This is a genomic window from Psychrosphaera haliotis (assembly GCF_009728465.1).
Taxonomy (GTDB): domain Bacteria; phylum Pseudomonadota; class Gammaproteobacteria; order Enterobacterales; family Alteromonadaceae; genus Psychrosphaera; species Psychrosphaera haliotis.
The window spans coordinates 823,531-840,106 of sequence record NZ_WOCD01000003.1; the positions used below are offsets into that span (position 1 = coordinate 823,531).

17 protein-coding genes are annotated in these 16,576 nt (G+C 39.5%); 8 read left to right on the forward strand and 9 right to left on the reverse strand.

Features of this window, described 5'->3' with window-relative positions; genetic code table 11:
* The first annotated feature begins 37 nt into the window (after window positions 1-37).
* Window positions 38-955: a DUF3034 family protein gene (locus GNP35_RS08545; protein ID WP_330997749.1), complete on the forward strand. Its 918-nt coding sequence runs from the start codon at window positions 38-40 to the stop codon at window positions 953-955.
* 1 nt (window position 956) lies between these two features.
* On the forward strand, window positions 957-1,370 hold the full coding sequence (locus GNP35_RS08550) for a group I truncated hemoglobin (RefSeq protein ID WP_155695706.1): 414 nt from the start codon (window positions 957-959) through the stop codon (window positions 1,368-1,370).
* 43 nt (window positions 1,371-1,413) lie between these two features.
* Here the strand turns inward: GNP35_RS08550 and ppiC are convergent, their stop codons facing one another.
* Entirely contained in the window at window positions 1,414-1,701 is a 288-nt protein-coding gene (gene ppiC / locus GNP35_RS08555) for a peptidylprolyl isomerase PpiC (protein WP_155695707.1), read from the reverse strand.
* Window positions 1,702-1,925: 224 nt separating this feature from the next.
* Here ppiC and GNP35_RS08560 point away from each other — a divergent pair, with 224 nt between their 5' ends.
* On the forward strand, window positions 1,926-3,236 hold the full coding sequence (locus GNP35_RS08560) for a helix-turn-helix domain-containing protein (RefSeq protein WP_155695708.1): 1,311 nt from the start codon (window positions 1,926-1,928) through the stop codon (window positions 3,234-3,236).
* A gap of 49 nt (window positions 3,237-3,285) precedes the next feature.
* Here the strand turns inward: GNP35_RS08560 and fldB are convergent, their stop codons facing one another.
* Window positions 3,286-3,810: a flavodoxin FldB gene (gene fldB / locus GNP35_RS08565; protein WP_155695709.1), complete on the reverse strand. Its 525-nt coding sequence runs from the start codon at window positions 3,808-3,810 to the stop codon at window positions 3,286-3,288.
* A 109-nt stretch (window positions 3,811-3,919) separates the two neighbouring features.
* Between fldB and xerD the strand changes: the two genes are divergently transcribed.
* The 3 genes from xerD to recJ all read left to right on the forward strand — a co-directional run bounded on the left by xerD (window position 3,920) and on the right by recJ (window position 7,409).
* Window positions 3,920-4,816: a site-specific tyrosine recombinase XerD gene (xerD, locus tag GNP35_RS08570; RefSeq protein ID WP_155695710.1), complete on the forward strand. Its 897-nt coding sequence runs from the start codon at window positions 3,920-3,922 to the stop codon at window positions 4,814-4,816.
* 108 nt (window positions 4,817-4,924) lie between these two features.
* Window positions 4,925-5,647 (forward strand): bifunctional protein-disulfide isomerase/oxidoreductase DsbC, encoded by a 723-nt coding sequence (gene dsbC, locus GNP35_RS08575; RefSeq protein ID WP_230961346.1) that lies wholly within the window; start codon window positions 4,925-4,927, stop codon window positions 5,645-5,647.
* Between the two features lie 7 nt (window positions 5,648-5,654).
* Window positions 5,655-7,409, forward strand: coding sequence for a single-stranded-DNA-specific exonuclease RecJ (recJ, locus tag GNP35_RS08580; RefSeq protein ID WP_155695711.1), 1,755 nt, complete (start codon window positions 5,655-5,657; stop codon window positions 7,407-7,409).
* A gap of 14 nt (window positions 7,410-7,423) precedes the next feature.
* Here recJ and GNP35_RS08585 read toward each other — a convergent pair whose 3' ends face one another.
* The 3 genes from GNP35_RS08585 to GNP35_RS08595 all read right to left on the reverse strand — a co-directional run bounded on the left by GNP35_RS08585 (window position 7,424) and on the right by GNP35_RS08595 (window position 11,840).
* A complete protein-coding gene (locus GNP35_RS08585; RefSeq protein WP_155695712.1) occupies window positions 7,424-8,800 on the reverse strand; it encodes an ABC transporter permease in 1,377 nt (458 codons plus the stop codon).
* A gap of 1 nt (window position 8,801) precedes the next feature.
* Window positions 8,802-9,515 carry an ABC transporter ATP-binding protein gene (locus GNP35_RS08590; protein WP_155695713.1) on the reverse strand — a complete coding sequence of 238 codons (714 nt, stop codon included), beginning with the start codon at window positions 9,513-9,515 and terminating at the stop codon, window positions 8,802-8,804.
* A 150-nt stretch (window positions 9,516-9,665) separates the two neighbouring features.
* Window positions 9,666-11,840 (reverse strand): S46 family peptidase, encoded by a 2,175-nt coding sequence (locus tag GNP35_RS08595; protein WP_155695714.1) that lies wholly within the window; start codon window positions 11,838-11,840, stop codon window positions 9,666-9,668.
* 250 nt (window positions 11,841-12,090) lie between these two features.
* Between GNP35_RS08595 and GNP35_RS08600 the strand changes: the two genes are divergently transcribed.
* Together GNP35_RS08600 and GNP35_RS08605 are read left to right on the forward strand one after the other, a co-directional pair.
* Window positions 12,091-13,494: a M1 aminopeptidase family protein gene (locus GNP35_RS08600; RefSeq protein WP_155695715.1), complete on the forward strand. Its 1,404-nt coding sequence runs from the start codon at window positions 12,091-12,093 to the stop codon at window positions 13,492-13,494.
* Between the two features lie 3 nt (window positions 13,495-13,497).
* Window positions 13,498-14,547, forward strand: coding sequence for a patatin-like phospholipase family protein (locus GNP35_RS08605; RefSeq protein WP_155695716.1), 1,050 nt, complete (start codon window positions 13,498-13,500; stop codon window positions 14,545-14,547).
* A gap of 82 nt (window positions 14,548-14,629) precedes the next feature.
* Here the strand turns inward: GNP35_RS08605 and acpS are convergent, their stop codons facing one another.
* From acpS to GNP35_RS08625, 4 genes are read right to left on the reverse strand one after another with little or no spacing between them, the layout of a single operon-like run.
* On the reverse strand, window positions 14,630-15,007 hold the full coding sequence (gene acpS, locus GNP35_RS08610; protein WP_330997750.1) for a holo-ACP synthase: 378 nt from the start codon (window positions 15,005-15,007) through the stop codon (window positions 14,630-14,632).
* Window positions 15,008-15,011: 4 nt separating this feature from the next.
* On the reverse strand, window positions 15,012-15,749 hold the full coding sequence (gene pdxJ / locus GNP35_RS08615; protein ID WP_155695717.1) for a pyridoxine 5'-phosphate synthase: 738 nt from the start codon (window positions 15,747-15,749) through the stop codon (window positions 15,012-15,014).
* An 18-nt stretch (window positions 15,750-15,767) separates the two neighbouring features.
* Entirely contained in the window at window positions 15,768-16,412 is a 645-nt protein-coding gene (recO, locus tag GNP35_RS08620) for a DNA repair protein RecO (RefSeq protein WP_155695718.1), read from the reverse strand.
* Complete coding sequence (locus tag GNP35_RS08625) at window positions 16,412-16,567, reverse strand: recombination protein O N-terminal domain-containing protein (protein WP_155695719.1); 156 nt, start codon at window positions 16,565-16,567, stop codon at window positions 16,412-16,414. The genes recO and GNP35_RS08625 overlap by 1 nt, the downstream gene beginning before the upstream one ends.
* Window positions 16,568-16,576: the final 9 nt, after the last annotated feature.

Below are 16,576 nucleotides of genomic sequence, written 5' to 3' on the forward strand. Positions count from 1 at the left end.
GAGCTTTGCAAAGGTTACTTTAGGCTTACTAATTGTAGTGGCGCCTAGCCAGGCCGATACCGGCAGTAAATTATTGGGCACCGGTGGCATTACTAGTTTTGAAGGTTCTGCTGGCGGCGGCATAAGCCCTTGGGCTCTAATTGCCGGTTATGCATCTAAAGAAGAAATTGCAGCCACTGCCAACATTCAAAACTTATCAGCTGGAGAATACAAACTTAATTCTTATGGTTTTGCCGTCGGCGCATACGACACTTTTGAGTTTAGTTTGCAAAAACAATCTCTCGATGTTTCTTCTGGAGTAGTAAGCAATGTATTTAATTTGCTTACAGGTGCACCAACCCCCGCTTTAGTCGCGCCTAGTACTCAAATAGAGCAAAGTATTGTAGGTTTAAAATATAACCTTTATGGCGATGCCATTTTTTCAGAAAGTCCATATTTACCGCAAATAGCCATTGGTATTCAGTACAAAAAAAATCACGACTTTAACCAGTCATTAGCATTGCACGACGGTTCCGTGCCGATTCCTAAAACTGGCGTTCCTGCATTGTTAGGCGCAAAAGATAGTAGCGGAACCGATTTTTATGTCAGTGCAACTAAGGTTTGGTTGGGTGCATTAAAAGGCAATAATTTACTTTTGAATGCGACCGCTCGTTATACCAAAGCAAATACTTTTGGATTACTTGGATTTGGCTCCCAGACAGACGATAGTTACGACTTAGAGTGGGCTGCAAGTATTGCTATGTTCTCCGGTACTAATACTATTATAGGCGCCGAATACAGACAGCAAACTAACCGACTTGGTGGATTGGCAAAAACAGACAATGTTACTGACTTTTTCATCACATACTTACCGTCAAAGGAATGGTCAATTACTGCAGCAATTGTTGATCTTGGAAATTTACCTTTTCAGCCTGACTCTTCAGGCTTCTACTTGAGCATTACAGCGAACTTATAATATGAAAAATTCAATTATTTTTATTATCGCCCTACTCCTTTCAGCGTGCAGCACGACACAGAACTCACTTTATGAGGAAATTGGCGGCAAAGAGACACTGTCGAATGTATTTGGCTTAGCGGTTAGCCGAATTTACAACGACCCAACTATTGGCCATTACTTTAAAAACGTCCCTAAAAGACACCTTAGAATGCACCTGACAAACCAGGTTTGTGAGCTCATTGGTGGGCCGTGTAAATATGACGGTGAAAAAATGGAAACCTCGCACCAAGGACATAATATTTCAGACAAGGAGTTTTTTATCTTGGTTGAATATGTTCAAGGCGCAATGAGAGATATTGGGTTAACGCCGCAACAGGAAAATAGAATTATTGCAACGCTGGCGCCTCTAAAATCTAAAGTTGTCTACCGTTAGAATCTTTAAAAGTTTATCACTAGTAAAGAAATACAAAGTTCAATTAAGAGCTACGGTAAACCGTTTTAATGAGATGAAAACCAAACTTTGTTTTTACCGGGCCGTGGACTTCAAGAATCGGCTTTTTAAAAACGACATCATCAAAGGCCTTAACCATATCACCCTGTGAAAATTCACCTAAGTCGCCGCCTTTTTTTCGGCTTGGGCACGTTGAGTGTTGCTTTGCTAGTTGTTGGAAGTTAGCGCCTTTTTTAAGCTTCTCTTTTATTGCTGAAGCTTCTTTTTCCGTTTTTACTAGTATGTGGTAAGCAGATGCTGTCTTTTTTGCCATGATAAAAATCCAATAATGAAATAATACAGCAAGGATAAAGGAACTTTCCCAAAAATACTAAGATTTGCCACATGACAAATCAAAAAAACACAGGCAATATTACCCATGAAAGGTACGTGAATTTGATATTCAATATATAACTAAATTTCTGGGGAAATGGCTGAAAGAAATGCACCCTACTCGTAGTCTACAATATGGTAACGGTAACTTTGTGAGAAATATCATTGAATAAACTTTACGTAACTGAAGACTGGACCTTTACACCAGCTACTTTAACGTTGAAGCACTTGGCAACGAATGTTGAGGAAATGATCGATCCTAAAACATCAACATTGCTGCAGTTTTTGATGGATAACCATAATCAAGTTAGCTCACGAGAAGAGATTTATAACGAGCTATACGGAATCGAAAATGCCAGAGCTGACGGCACTATTACCGCTTATGTATCAAAATTAAGAAAGTTACTTGAAGCAAAGGCTGGAGTGAAAGGTAAGTATATTCGAACCATCCCTAAAGCTGGTTATCAGTTCATAGGTGAATTTACTATACAATGCATTGGTAAAGAACCAGCACCTATTCAAACTTCTAGTCACTCCAGTTCCTATGATAAAAATCACAATGATGAAATAAAAGGCAAAAAACATAGCTGGATGAACAGCATGTTGAATAGCGCTTGCACATTCAGTTTTCAACAAATGTTAGTGGTTAGTATTACGCTTATTGTAATTACCTTTTTTGTCGCGAGAAACTACATCTCACAAAACACTCAAAACTTTGAAAAAGATGGTAATCAATGGAGTTTAATAGAGCAAGACATAAATCAAAACAATAGCGTGGCGCTCTCTTCTGATGGTTTAAGCTTGGCGTACATACACAGAGAGAAGTCTGGATATACATTATGGCTAAAAGACACTTTCTCAACGAATAAACGTGTACTTATTAAGTCACAAGGCAACCCAATTGCAGCACCTGCATTTTCACCTTCTGGAGATGAAATTGCGTTTTTTGGCGAAGAAAATAATGAATGTTTTATTCATATGATTAATTTGTCAACAGACCCTTTTAAAGTTTCCCCAAAAGTAAACAAAGAGCTAAGCTGCGGTGCTTGGCATTCGGAGTTAAAGCTTGGTTATTTAAACGAACAAGAACTCATTTATTCGCACTTAGATAGCGAAACTAGTAGGTACAGCATTTACATTTTGAATGTTAGTGATGGTCTCTCGAAAAAAGTAAGCCAGGAACAAATAGAAGGGAAAGGCGACTACAGCTTTTCTATTAATCAGCAAACCAATCAGCTCGCAATTTTAAGAGCGATTGACAATAACAGAACTTCTATTTTAGTGCGTGATTTAACTGAAGGTGAATCTTTTCACGTATTAACGGCAAACACCCGTTTACTCTCTTTGGAATGGCTAAATAACAAAAAGTTAATTGTTTCAAATGGGGCTAATCTCGAACTCATCGACATAGCCGAAAAAGCAATTCGCCCAACCAATTTAGCAAAGCTAAAAAAGGAGCTTAACCCTTCACCTTAAGCTCTTATTTATTTTTTCTTATTTCTCGCAGCCGGTGTCCTGTTTCTAGTTAAGAAACCTCAGATAATAACTGCTCACACCAACTTGCAATTCGTTGCTCTGACAATTCGTATTGCCCTTCATCATCTAGCGCCAAACCAACAAAATGTGTCTTGTCTTCCGTTAGTGCTTTAGAGGCAATAAAGTCATACTCTTCTGAGTTTGGCCAATAACCAATTGGGTTTGCCCCGCAGGCAACAACGACATCGTGGAGCATACCAACAGCATCTTGGAACCACTCGGCATAACCAACTTGATCGCCCAAACCAAAAATACTCACGGTCTTATTACTCAAGTCTAACTTTTCAACATCATCCCAATGACCTTCCCAGTCTTCTTGAAGCTCACCAAAATCCCAAGTGGATATACCCAAAATTAACCAATCGAAGTCCATCATATTTTCAACAGGTACATCTTTTAGATTAAACATTTCAACAATGGGGGCATCAAACAGCGTATTTAACTGTGTTTGAATTTTTTCAGCGGCCATTTCTGTATAGCAGGTTGTTGAACCATAAAATAAACCGATTTTCATTGACGCTCCTATTCGGTAAGGTGACACTATTGGGCTAAATTTGAGGCTCCGAAGTCTATCAAACTGCATAGAATGAAAGAAGAGTAGCCAACTAGATATAAATAATTAAATGACAAAAAGTACGAACCTAGACTTATTTCACCAATTCTTAGATCATCTATGGCTTGAAAAAGGCCTCAGTGACAATACGTTATCTGCTTACAAAACCGATCTAAACCATTTCTCTACTTTTTTAACGTCCATTAGTACTAATGTCATAGACTGTAGCGACCTCGATATCGAGAGCTTTTTAGCGTTTAGAGTCGAACATGGCTATAAACATCGCACCAATGCTCGAGCGCTAAGTGCCATTAAACGTTTTTTTAAATATTTGGTAAAAGAACAAGTTAGAACAAGCAATCCAACTGCACTAACTCAAGCGCCTAAAATTGAAGCTTCACTACCAAAAGTATTGTCTGAGCAACAAGTAGAGTCTTTATTAAACTGCCAAAACTTGGACGATCCTATTGAAGTTCGCGACCGAGTGATGCTGGAGCTTTTATATGCTACCGGGTTAAGGGTTACCGAGTTAGTAAGTCTTCGCTTAAGTAATATAAGTTTGCAGCAAAACCTAATCCGCGTCACAGGTAAAGGAAACAAAGAACGGCTTATTCCTATGGGCGAAGTTGCGTCAGAATTAATTTTTGATTATATAAAGTCAGAACGTCAAATGCTGCTAAAAGGTGAATCAGACGTATTATTTCCCTCTAAACGAGGCACGGAGATGACACGCCAAACGTTTTGGCATCGTATTAAACATTATGCCGTTGTGAGTGGAATTACTGCTCATTTGTCCCCACATACATTACGACACGCTTTTGCAACGCACCTGCTTAACCATGGAGCTGATTTACGAGTTGTACAAATGTTGCTAGGACATAGTGATTTATCTACCACACAAATATATACTCACGTGGCAAAAGAGCGGTTAAAGTCATTACATGAACAACATCACCCTAGAGGATAATTGCATTCTCCTTTAATATACGGTGAACATACAAAATTATCGGCTGTAGTAGGAAACTTTTATTAGTGCCATGCGGTCTTGTTAGTGTAGTAATCAACAGGAATGAATATGAAAATAATGAAAATTTCCGCAGTTTTAATCACTGCACTTGTCTTAATTGTCACAACTTTTAGCAGCGCAGCAGCTGAACCAGATTTAAATTCGGCTATCAAAGCTAAGCTTTTACGTATTGGATTAACCGCGATTAAAGTGGAACCAAGTCCATTACCAGGTTTGCTACAAGTGCAAACTAATCGTGGCCTGTTTTATACCTCAGAAGACGGTAAATACTTTATAGCTGGTCGTATGTTCGATATTGACGCTGGTATGGTTAATATGACTGAAAAAGCATTAGCAAATATTAGAATTGATGGTGTTAAAGAATTCAAAGATTCGATGATTGTTTTTCCTGCTGAAAATGAAAAATATAAAATTACCGTATTCACAGATACAACCTGTGGCTATTGTAAAAAGATGCATTCTCAAATTGATGAATACAATGACTTAGGCATTACGGTTCAATATCTAGCTTTCCCACGCTCTGGTGCAAATAGCCAAGGTTTTAGCGATATTAAAGCGGTTTGGTGCTCTGCGGATCAACAAAAAGCAATGACGACGGCTAAAAGTGGTAATCGAGTAAATGCTGAAAGCTGTGACGCGCCAATCTTAGCGCACTATAATTTAGGTCAAGCCGCTGGCGTTACTGGTACACCAGCAATTGTGTTTGAAGATGGCTCAATGATCCCTGGTTACAAACCACCACAAGCTTTGCTTCAAGACTTAAGTCGTTAATCTTTATATGCAATTAAATATAAAAAGGCGTGTTTTGAACAGCACGCCATTTTCGAATACGAATCTCCATCCTATTATTCAAAACATCTACGCCGGTCGCGGTATTACTTCACCTGAACAAATAAAGAGAAAAGCAGGCGAGCTTCTGCCTGTTAGCTCTTTAAAAGGGATTGATGATGCCATGCCGTTGTTGCACGACGCACTAATCCACCAGCAGCACATTACGATTGTTGGTGATTTTGATGCCGACGGGGCTACAAGCACCGCGCTTATGATGCTTGGTTTAAGAAAGCTTGGCTTTAATAATGTTAGTTACAAAGTGCCAAATCGCTTTGATTATGGCTACGGTTTGAGTCCTGAGTTAGCAAGAGACATCATCACGCAAGGGACAGACTTAATCATTACCGTTGATAACGGCATAAGCTGTTTAGCAGGTGTTTCTCTGGTAAAAGAAGCTGGCATAAAAGTAATTGTCACTGATCACCATTTGGCCGGTAGAGAACTTCCTAACGCCGACGCGATTATTAATCCAAACCAACCTGGCTGTGAATTTCAAAGTAAAAACCTCGCTGGTGTAGGTGTTGCCTTTTATCTTTTGCTTGGCTTAAGAGCTTATCTTCGTGATCAACAGTGGTTTGAGAATAGTCAAATTGCACCTCCTAATTTAGCGGAATTTATAGATTTAGTTGCGCTTGGTACCGTTGCCGACGTTGTTAAGCTGGATGAAAACAATCGCATTTTAGTACACCAAGGTTTAGCACGAATTAAGAGTGGACTTTGCAGGCCTGGCATTCGAGCCATGTTAGCAATGAGCAATAAAGATTTACACAAAGTTAAGTCTTCTGACTTTGGCTTTGTAATAGGTCCAAGGCTGAATGCAGCTGGTCGCCTTGATGATATGTCTTTTGGCATTCGATGTTTGTTAACTGACGATTATGGTCAAGCTCTTAAGATGGCTGAAGATCTTAATGATCTAAATAATGAACGCAAAGACATTGAACAAGGCATGCGATTAGAAGCAGAAAGCGTTGTCGCCAAGCTAAAAGTACTTGACGGTAAAATCCCTAATGGCATTTCAGTTTATAAGCCTGATTGGCATCAGGGCGTTATTGGGATTGTAGCTGGGCGCTTAAAAGAAAAGTACTATCGCCCTACAATTGCGTTTGCTAAAGGCGAAACGAAAACCGATGATGCTGGCGTATCAGTAACAGAACTAAAAGGTTCAGCGCGTTCAATCCCAGGTATTCATATTCGTGACGTACTTGATGAGGTAAATACACGCTTTCCTGGTTTAATATTAAAATTTGGCGGTCACGCTATGGCTGCAGGCCTTAGCATTCAAGAACAAAACTACCAGGCTTTTAATGACGCATTTGACAGCGTATTACTCACTCATTTGTCGGAAGATGTACTTACCCAAGTTATGCTCACTGACGGCGAGTTGCCTGCAGAGTGCTTTAATACTGAGTTTTCTCTACAACTTGATTTAGCGGGTCCTTGGGGGCAAGGTTTTCCAGAGCCAACCTTTGATGGACAGTTTGAAGTAATAAACCAACGTTTAGTTGGCGCCAAACATCTTAAACTTGTGTTGTGTAACGCGGCTGGTCAGCTGTTTGATGCAATTCACTTTAACGCTGACTTAGAAGTGTGGCCAAATCAATCGGCAAGACAGGTTCATATTGTATATCAGCTCGATATTAATGAGTTTAGGGGCAATACCAACCTTCAATTATTAGTCCGAGATATTGTACCTGCGGACTAATAATTAACTTTTGATTAACGCGCCGTTAAATTAGCCTGCAATGAATGTCTATAGGCGTTTATTGCAGGTATTAATCCCATTATTAAACTACCTACCAATACAAAGGCCAATACCATTAAGCTAGTTTCCGATATTGGGTTAGTATCAATAAATAAACCCAGCTGAGACGCAAGTAATGGCTCAGCGGCCAACAAAGTAATCCACAACAACAGTGCTCCAGCAATACAGCCTATAAACGTAATCACGAACACCTCAAGCTCAATCAGCATGAATATGAACATTGGCGATGCACCAAGTACTCTTAAAATTGCGATTTCTTTAGTTCGCTCGCGCATTGTTGCTAACAGCATAGTGCTCAAGCCAATTAACGTGGTGATTAAAACCAAAATCGATATCACCTGTAATACGGTTTCTACTGAACCTACCATTCGCCACAACTGACTTAACGCAACGCCAGGCATAATGGCACTTAACGCTTCGCCTTTGTAATCATTGGCCCACTTTTGCATCACCAAACTAGCAAACCTAGCTTTAAGACCCACAAAAACAGCACTCACTTTGTGATCGTGATCATGTTCCACTGCTGCTTCACCGCCTTCCTGAGCATGTTCCTCATGATCGTGATCCTCGTCATGATTCTCATGTTCTTCGTGGTCGAGAGCCTTGTCATGATGGGCATGCCCTTCATGATTATCTTGGTCCTCATAATCATGCTCTTCTTGATTATGTTCCTTGTGAGCACGCTCTTCGTTTTGAGGCTCTTCATGCATGTGATGCAAGCCTTCAAAGCTGACGTGCAATGTTTGGTCAACTGGCGTTCCGGTTCTATTTAGAATTCCAACCACAGTAAAAGGCGTTTGTTCGTGGTGAGTAAAGCTAGTTACGCCAGTGCCATGAGACAGTACAATTTCTTTGCCTAACTCATAACTATACTTTTCGGCTATGTCAGCGCCTAATACTAAGTCAAAATGTTGTTTAAAAACCTGGCCCTGTTTAAAGGTAAGAGGCTGTTTTGCACCAAACTTAAAGTACTGAAAATAATCCGCTGTTGTCGCCATAACTCGATGGCCTTTATGAGAATCTCCTAATGCAATTGGCACAACCCAGCTCACCATAGGGTGGCTCGCTAAATCTTCAACGCTTGATTGGCTTATTGCATTACTCGAATCACCGATGCGAAATACCGAGCTTAACAACAAATTAATTTGGCTCGTTCTAGGCCCAACAATTAAGTCAACGCCAGAAACAGTGCGGTTAAAGCTTTGTTTGGCTTGATGACGAATATGCTCAACGGAAAGTAGTACAAAAACGCTAATAGTGATGGCGAGTACGGTTAATAACACGCTCGTTCGACGGCTTATAAGGCTTTGTTTCGCTAATTTAACGAACATGCTATTCACCACTCTTTGATGCTTTGTTTATAGATTGAATACCGACCACTCTTTTGAATTGGCTTGCTAATGTTTGATCGTGACTTACAAAAACTAATGTAGTGTTATTTTTCTCTGCCAACTCAAACAACACTTTTAAAAACGCATTGCGGTTCGCCTCATCTAAAGCTGAAGTTGGTTCGTCGGCAATGAGTAACTCAGGCTCTTTGATTAAGGCTCTGGCTATCGCGACTCTTTGCTGCTGACCAACACTTAGTTGACGTGCTGGCTTAAGTAAAAGACTTTCCGGTAGCTGTAAGTCGTTCATCAATTGTTTAGCTTGTTCGATAAGTTGATGTTTAGGGCGATTTTGTTGTCCAAATTCTGCACCTAGCAGAATATTATCTAGCACGTCTAAATAAGGAATTAAGTTTAGTTGTTGAAAAACAAAACCTATATGATTTGCCCTGAATGCATCGCGAGTCTTTCCTTTGAGCGATGACCAATCTTGTTCAAGTATTTTAACCTGTCCTGATGAAGGCAACAGCAAACCCGTTAAGATATTCAATAAAGTAGATTTACCCGAACCAGATGGCCCAAACAAAAACACGTGCTCACCGGCATTGATTGAAAACTCTGGTATTTCCAAAATGTTGTTTTCAACACTTACTGCCTTTTTCTTTGTCGTTGACTCATAAGAAAAGGACAAGTTTTTCACAGACACAATGGCCGACATGATTATTCCTACCAATAAATACTAAACTGCTTAGACTGACCTATCTTAACGAATAAGCATAAAAAAAGCAGTGCATTTAGCACTGCTTTTTGTGTATCAAGCGACTCTTTCAACAACAAATATTAAATAGATGTCGCTCCAACAATGACATTATTTAACAATCGTCATCTCATCGATAATGTTATCAGCACCATCAACATTTTCCATTACCCAAAGCATAAATGGAACGCTTGTATGGATTGAACGGTTATATGTTGGATCATAGTCCCAATCACCAATGATTGACTCGTAAACACCATCAAATACTAATCCAACAAATTCGCCGTTAGCATTTAATGTTGCTGAACCTGAGTTACCACCAGTAATATCAAGTGTTGAAAGGTAGTTAACAGGAACTGAACCTAGTGATTCTTTTTTATATGGTCCGTACTGTTTTGTTGAAATAGCTGTACGAATGTTTTCAAATAAATCAAATTCATCGTCGCCCGGTTGATACTTAGCAAGCATACCTTCAAGCGTAGTAAATGGAGTTGCTACTAAACCATCTTGTGGCGAGTAACCTTTTACATTGCCGTAAGTTATACGTAGCGAACTGTTTGCATCGGCATAAACCGCTTCGTTTCTGCTTTTCTTAAAGGCAATCATAGCTTCCATGTAAGCAGGACGAGCTTGCTGTAGTTTTCCGCCTAACGCTTTGCCTTTTTCTTCTTCTTTCATGTCATGGTCATACTGAGACACGGCAAACTGAATGAACGGGTCATCGCTTGTCTTGAACTCTTCAACAGATTTGTCCATCCATGCTAAACGAACATCAGCTTCATCTAACTTAGTTTTCGCATACATAGCGTTTACTTGTGCAGTTAGTTTTGCTTCATTTAGGCCATTTTCAAATCCAAAGAACTTATCAAAAGTTGCATTACGCTGCGCTTTTGGAAGTTGTGCGTACTCTTTAGAAAAGTGCATAAACAAGGCCTTTTCTACTGTCTCATCAAAGCTCTTGTTTGTTACTGCCATATATTGACCAAAACGTTTCATGTCACGTTCTTGAAAACCACGACGACGCTCTACGTTTGGCTTTTGCTTCTCATGCGCTAAACGGTATAGGCCTTTAGCCACTCGCATCATTGCGCTACGGCCTAAGTAACCCATAACGATGTCGCCATCTTGAGTCTTATTTGACTCAACAATAAGTGCTGCTAATTCATTTACTGCATCGCCGTATTTAGCTTTGCGTTTTTTGTCTGAATTAATCCATTTTGTAAGGTCGGCAGTTAACTGTTTTCTGCGCTCTAACATGTCGCCTTTATTAAAGCTCTCAATCATAGAGCCATAGTTTTTAGCGTAGTTTGCTAACCCTGCAATTGTGCTCTCGTATTTAATACGCGCTTCACTGCCATCTTCAGAGTTTGCTTTAATTACATCGATGAACTCTTCACGTAAACGCTTTGAAGTTGGGTATACATTTTTAAACGTAGATTCTACTTCAACGTCTGTGCGGTAGCGGTTTGTGCGTCCCGGGTAACCAAGCACCATCACATAGTCACCATTTTCAACACCGTTAGCATTTACTTTTAAGAAAGCTTTTGGCTTAAATGGCACATTGTCTTTTGAATAGTCAGCTGGCTTACCATCTTTATTTACATAGGCACGGTAGAAAGACCAATCACCTGTGTGACGTGGCCACATCCAGTTGTCAGTATCGCCACCAAACTTACCAATACTTGAAGGTGGAGCGTAAACTAAACGAACGTCACGAATAGCCAACTGCTTAATAAGGAAGAATTCTGCGCCGCCATGGAAGCTATAAACATTACAACGGTAATCTTGTGATGCTTCACAATCTGCAACTAGCTCTTTCTCACGCTTTTCAATCGCATTAAAATACTCAACGCCTTCAGCACCTTTAGGTATTGAACCTTTAATGTCGCTAGTCACATTAGTTAACGACTCAGTAACATATACTCGCGCATTTGGAGAGGCTTGTGGCTCTTTGTCCATAGACTTAGCAACAAAACCATTCACAAGAAGGTTATTTTCTTCTGTTGAATTGTACTGAATAGAGCCGTAAGCACAGTGATGGTTTGTGATGACTAGGCCTTGCTCAGATAAGAATGATGCTGAACAGCCACCTAGGCTAACAATTGCATTCATTGGGAACTGGTTTAAGTCCGCCATTTTTTCTGGGTCTAGCTTTAAACCAGCTGCTTTAAGCTTATCTTTAATTTCAGACAACTGGTGTGGTTGCCACATGCCTTCGTCTGCAATCGCAGCACCGAATAGCATTGAAGACGCAATAACGCCTGTCGATAAAAGTTTTTTAATCATTGATTTCCCTTAGAGTTCCGTCTTTTACAGTTCTTTTTACCATAAGTGCCGTTAAAATAATGCGAGATGCGATAAATTGCACGTTGTTCGCGATTACAAATTGTCACTAAATGTAAACACTTTTGTATGACATGTTTATTATTCAACAAATAGCGAGTGTGCTTGCTCGTTGGAAACAATAGTGTAGACAAACGACCCCACCTATTTATAATCCTCCTTGAACTAAAACACTATTTAATAGGGATATTAAATGAATCGAATACTAGTCTTCCTCTCACTACTTTTTTCGGCATCAGCATTGCCATCTGAGCTTCAGGTTAGGCTTTCAGGTACTATTCAGATTTCGGTAGAAAATGGCACTATTGATGCTGACCTTCAACTGGAAAACATTCCAAAACTACAAGACTATCTAATATTTCTAAACTCAGGTTTTAATATTCAATATTTTAGAAATCAAAACAACAGTTCCAACTACGCCATACAGAAGATTTACAACAACAATTATTCATATGAAAGTTTTGGTTACTATCTTCCTGATAGTACAGGCGAAGGTAAATTCCTACCTCCAACTATGCAATTTAAATATACCGGTAAATTCCCTGTCATCAATAACATGGATAAAGCAAGTGATAGAGGGGACTGGAAAGGTAACATTGCCTTTAACGGTAAAACTATTCGAACCGATGGTTTTCAAACAGCTTGGTATCCTATTTTATATGACATAGATAAAGACAAACGATATGACAAACTAAGCTATGACTTAACAGTCACTTGTTTGGATTGTAAATCAATTTATGTAAATGGTAGTAAACCAGTTTCAGCCACCCACGCTTCATTTAAAAGACAAAAACCCGTATCCATTAATCTGTTTGCAGGTGATTACGATATTGCTAAACAGAAGGGAAGCTATTACTTAAACTCAGGTTTATCAGCGCCCCAGATGTCGCAATTAGGTAAGTTAACCTCTTCATATGAAAAGTATTATGAGGAAAAGCTATCCTTATCGTACGGCGAAAGTGTTGTGTATATCCATACGCCGCCTGTAACTAAAATAGACTCTTGGCTCTTTGTTTCATACCCTTCAATTGTTACAATTAACCATGAGAAAGGAGGCTTAAGTAGTTTATTTGATGAAAGTGAGTCAAATTGGTTTAAGCCTTTCATTGCTCATGAATTGGCTCATTACTATTTTGGTGCTTTTCGAACCTTCAATTCAGAACTTGGTGATATGTTCTCTGAGTCATTTTCAGAGTATCTTTCTCTAAAGTTAACAGAGCAATTGATTGGCAAAAAAAACTATTTAGAAATCATAAATAAAAAACTGATCAAACTTGAAGGCAAAACGTTTACTGCATTTAAAGACGTAAACATTAACTCCGATTATGGTAGCAGAAACCAATATGTATATAATTACGCACCTATTATATGGTTGGCCATTGAAAGGGAGATCGGAGAAGAGAAAATGTGGTTATGGCTCAATAGAATGCTAACTGCTGAAACAGAATATACCAATTATGAATTTATGATAAATACGTTGGATAGTGTATTGAATGATAAAAATCAGTTAGCTTTTTTAATCGAAAACTATTTCTCAAATAGCAATGCAATAAATCACGCCCAATTATTCCTTAAACAACCAAAGAACGATATTTAATTTATGCTTGATATCTATGCGGGTCCTGTCGCAAAGCAAAAACTTCAAGAACAGGGATTTAACCCAGAGCTTTTCTCCACATTTTTAGGTGCTAGCGGCGGTCCAAAATGGTTTAGTCTATACGGTTTAGACAAGTATTTATTTGGTGAGTTTTTTAAAGAAAAGTCATCCTCGCTCGACCTTATTGGGTCATCTGCCGGTGCCTTTAGAGCATCCTGTTTGGCACAAGACGATCCTGTAAATGCTATCACTGAACTGGCTTATCGCTACGCAGAAACAGACTTTACATTGGATGCATCACCTCAAGGTGTTACTCGAGCGGCTGAACAACTATTAACGCAAATATTGCCTCATGATCATATGCAGCAAGTACTAAACAATGAACGCTTTAAGGTTCATTTCATTACCGCGTTGTGTTCCGGTGCGGTTGCACAAGAAAGTAAACTAAAACAAGGTATTGGTTTAACTAAAAGCTTATTTAATAACGCGCTAGGTCGTCAGCGACTAACTCAGCAATATCAACGAGTGGTATTTTCAACCGCTAACGCGCCGTTAAAATATCAAGAAGCATCGGTATTCTCTACCGAGTATGTAAGTCTAGATGAGCAAAACTTTCATCAAGCCTTATTAGCCAGCGGCGCAATTCCTATGGTGATGCTCGGTATTCAAGATATACCAGGAGCACCATTAGGTATGTATCGTGATGGCGGTATTATTGATTACCATTTTGATTTTAAAGTAGAGTCTGAAGGTTTAACGCTCTATCCGCACTTTAATTCAAAACCTAAAGCGGGTTGGTTTGATAAAAACCTAAAGCGCACGGCAAACGCTCATAATTATGACTCCACTGTTATGCTAGTGCCTTCTGATGAGTTTATACACAACTTACCTTTTAATAAGATCCCAGATAGAACAGACTTTGAAAAGCTTGATACGTCAACGCGAATTCGTTATTGGCATAAGGTTTTTGAGGAAACAGAAAAGCTTGCTGAAAGCTTTCAAGAAGCAGTTGACCACCCTACAAAGGCGGTTATCAAAGATTTACCTTTCTAAGAACTCCAAACCAAAGAAGTACAAACCAAAGAAATACAAATCAAAGAAATACAAATCAAATAAATAGCAATTTAATAGACGACTATGCGCTCAATACAACAGTTGAGAGTGCATAGTGTTGCTCATCACTTATAGACACCAATACAGACTTAACACCTTTTGCTTCAGCATGCTCTAACGCACTGCCAAGCAATTCCATATGCGGTGCACCAAGGTCATCGTTACTAATATGAAAGTGATGGAAGGAGATACCCCGACCAATACCTGTCCCTAATGCTTTAGCCGCCGCCTCTTTGGCAGCCCAGCGTTTGGCCAAAAACCGGTCTGGTTGATTATGTTCTAAAAACACGGCCAACTCACCTTCCGTCAGTACCCTTTCAGCCAGTCGATTAGACTTAAGCAAAGCATTGCTTACTCGAACAATTTCAACAATATCCGTGCCTAAACCTAATACCGACACTTTCTTAAATCCCCTGCCTAGCTTCGTTCATTAAGGTTTTCATGTCTCGAACGGCTTTGTCTAAACCTTCAATTGAAGCACGAGCGATAATGGCGTGACCAATGTTCAGCTCATAAATTTCTTTAATGGCCGCTATAGGTTTTACATTGTGGTAGTGAAGCCCGTGCCCTGCGTTTACCACTAAGCCTAGGCTCGCAGCAAACTTAACACCCGCCTCTATTCTAGATAGCTCAGCAAGCTGTTCTGCTTCTGATCCTGCATCGGCATAATGGCCAGTATGAATTTCGATAAACGGTGCACCACAATCTACCGCTGCTTGAATTTGCTCTTTATCAGCATCAATAAATAACGATACTTTTAAGCCTATCGCGGCTAATCGGTCACAGGCATCTTTTACTTTTTCAAACTGACCTTTAACGTCTAAACCGCCTTCCGTTGTTAGCTCTTCACGCTTTTCAGGTACTAAACAAACAAACGGAGGCTTTACTTCAGAAGCAATATTGATCATTTCTTCCGTTACGGCCATCTCTAGGTTCATTCGCGTTTGTAACGTATTTGCTAAAGTATAAACGTCGCGATCTTTTATGTGTCTGCGATCTTCACGAAGATGAATAGTGATGCCACTGGCACCTGCATGTTCTGCAACTGCTGCTGCATGAACAGGATCTGGATAGCTGGTTCCACGGGCGTTTCGCAATGTTGCGATGTGGTCGATATTTACGCCTAAATGAATTTCACTCATGGTTGCTCCAATAGTCTGCTATTTTCTAAATAATTCTCGGGATTTTAACGGTTTGTCGCCCAAATGCCTATGTAAACATACGCGCAGAATATGCTTTGCGATTTTAAGCTCTGCTTTTAATTCTTGCAGTCGACCAGCGTCTAGTTCAATAAAGTCCGCTTTTGACAGCTTTATATTTAAATGTTTGTTGATTGCCAAGATGTCTTTGCCCGATATAGAGCTAGGTTTAGCGGCATCAATCATAAAACCTTGGTCAACATGCAGTTGATAATGAAGAGACTCAACAATAGGTTGTTGCATGCTCAATTCGCTTTCAAAACTAACACCGTAACCTAACATTTGTAATAAGCTAAATTCAAACTGCCTTAATATCCATTCTAAATAGAGTCCGTGGTGCGTAACATCAAGGTCTGACTCATCGATAACTGCCAAGTCTGAAAGGTTTTTTAACGAGTAAACGTATAATGGGTAAAGTGTTTCATATTCAGCATCAGCAGAACATAACCTATAAATAAGCTCGTTGAGATAAAAACCACAAAAGAGGCTTTTGCTTTTTAATGCTGAGAGTTGTTTTGATAGGAGCTGATTTTGTTCAACAGACTTTAACGTTCGTAAGCCTGCAGATTTCTTAACTTGAACAACCAAGGCACGAAATGGCTGCATTAGCGCGGTTTTTGCTGTATTTTTTTACTGCCTTTGTATCCAATAACAGAAACACGACCTTCACCGGCCACGAGCATTTCCATTAACAATTGGTTTTCTTTAAAAGGCCGAGTGTGAAGTATAAAAGCAGGTAAGTAGTCCAGTTCCTTTGCCATTACTTAAAC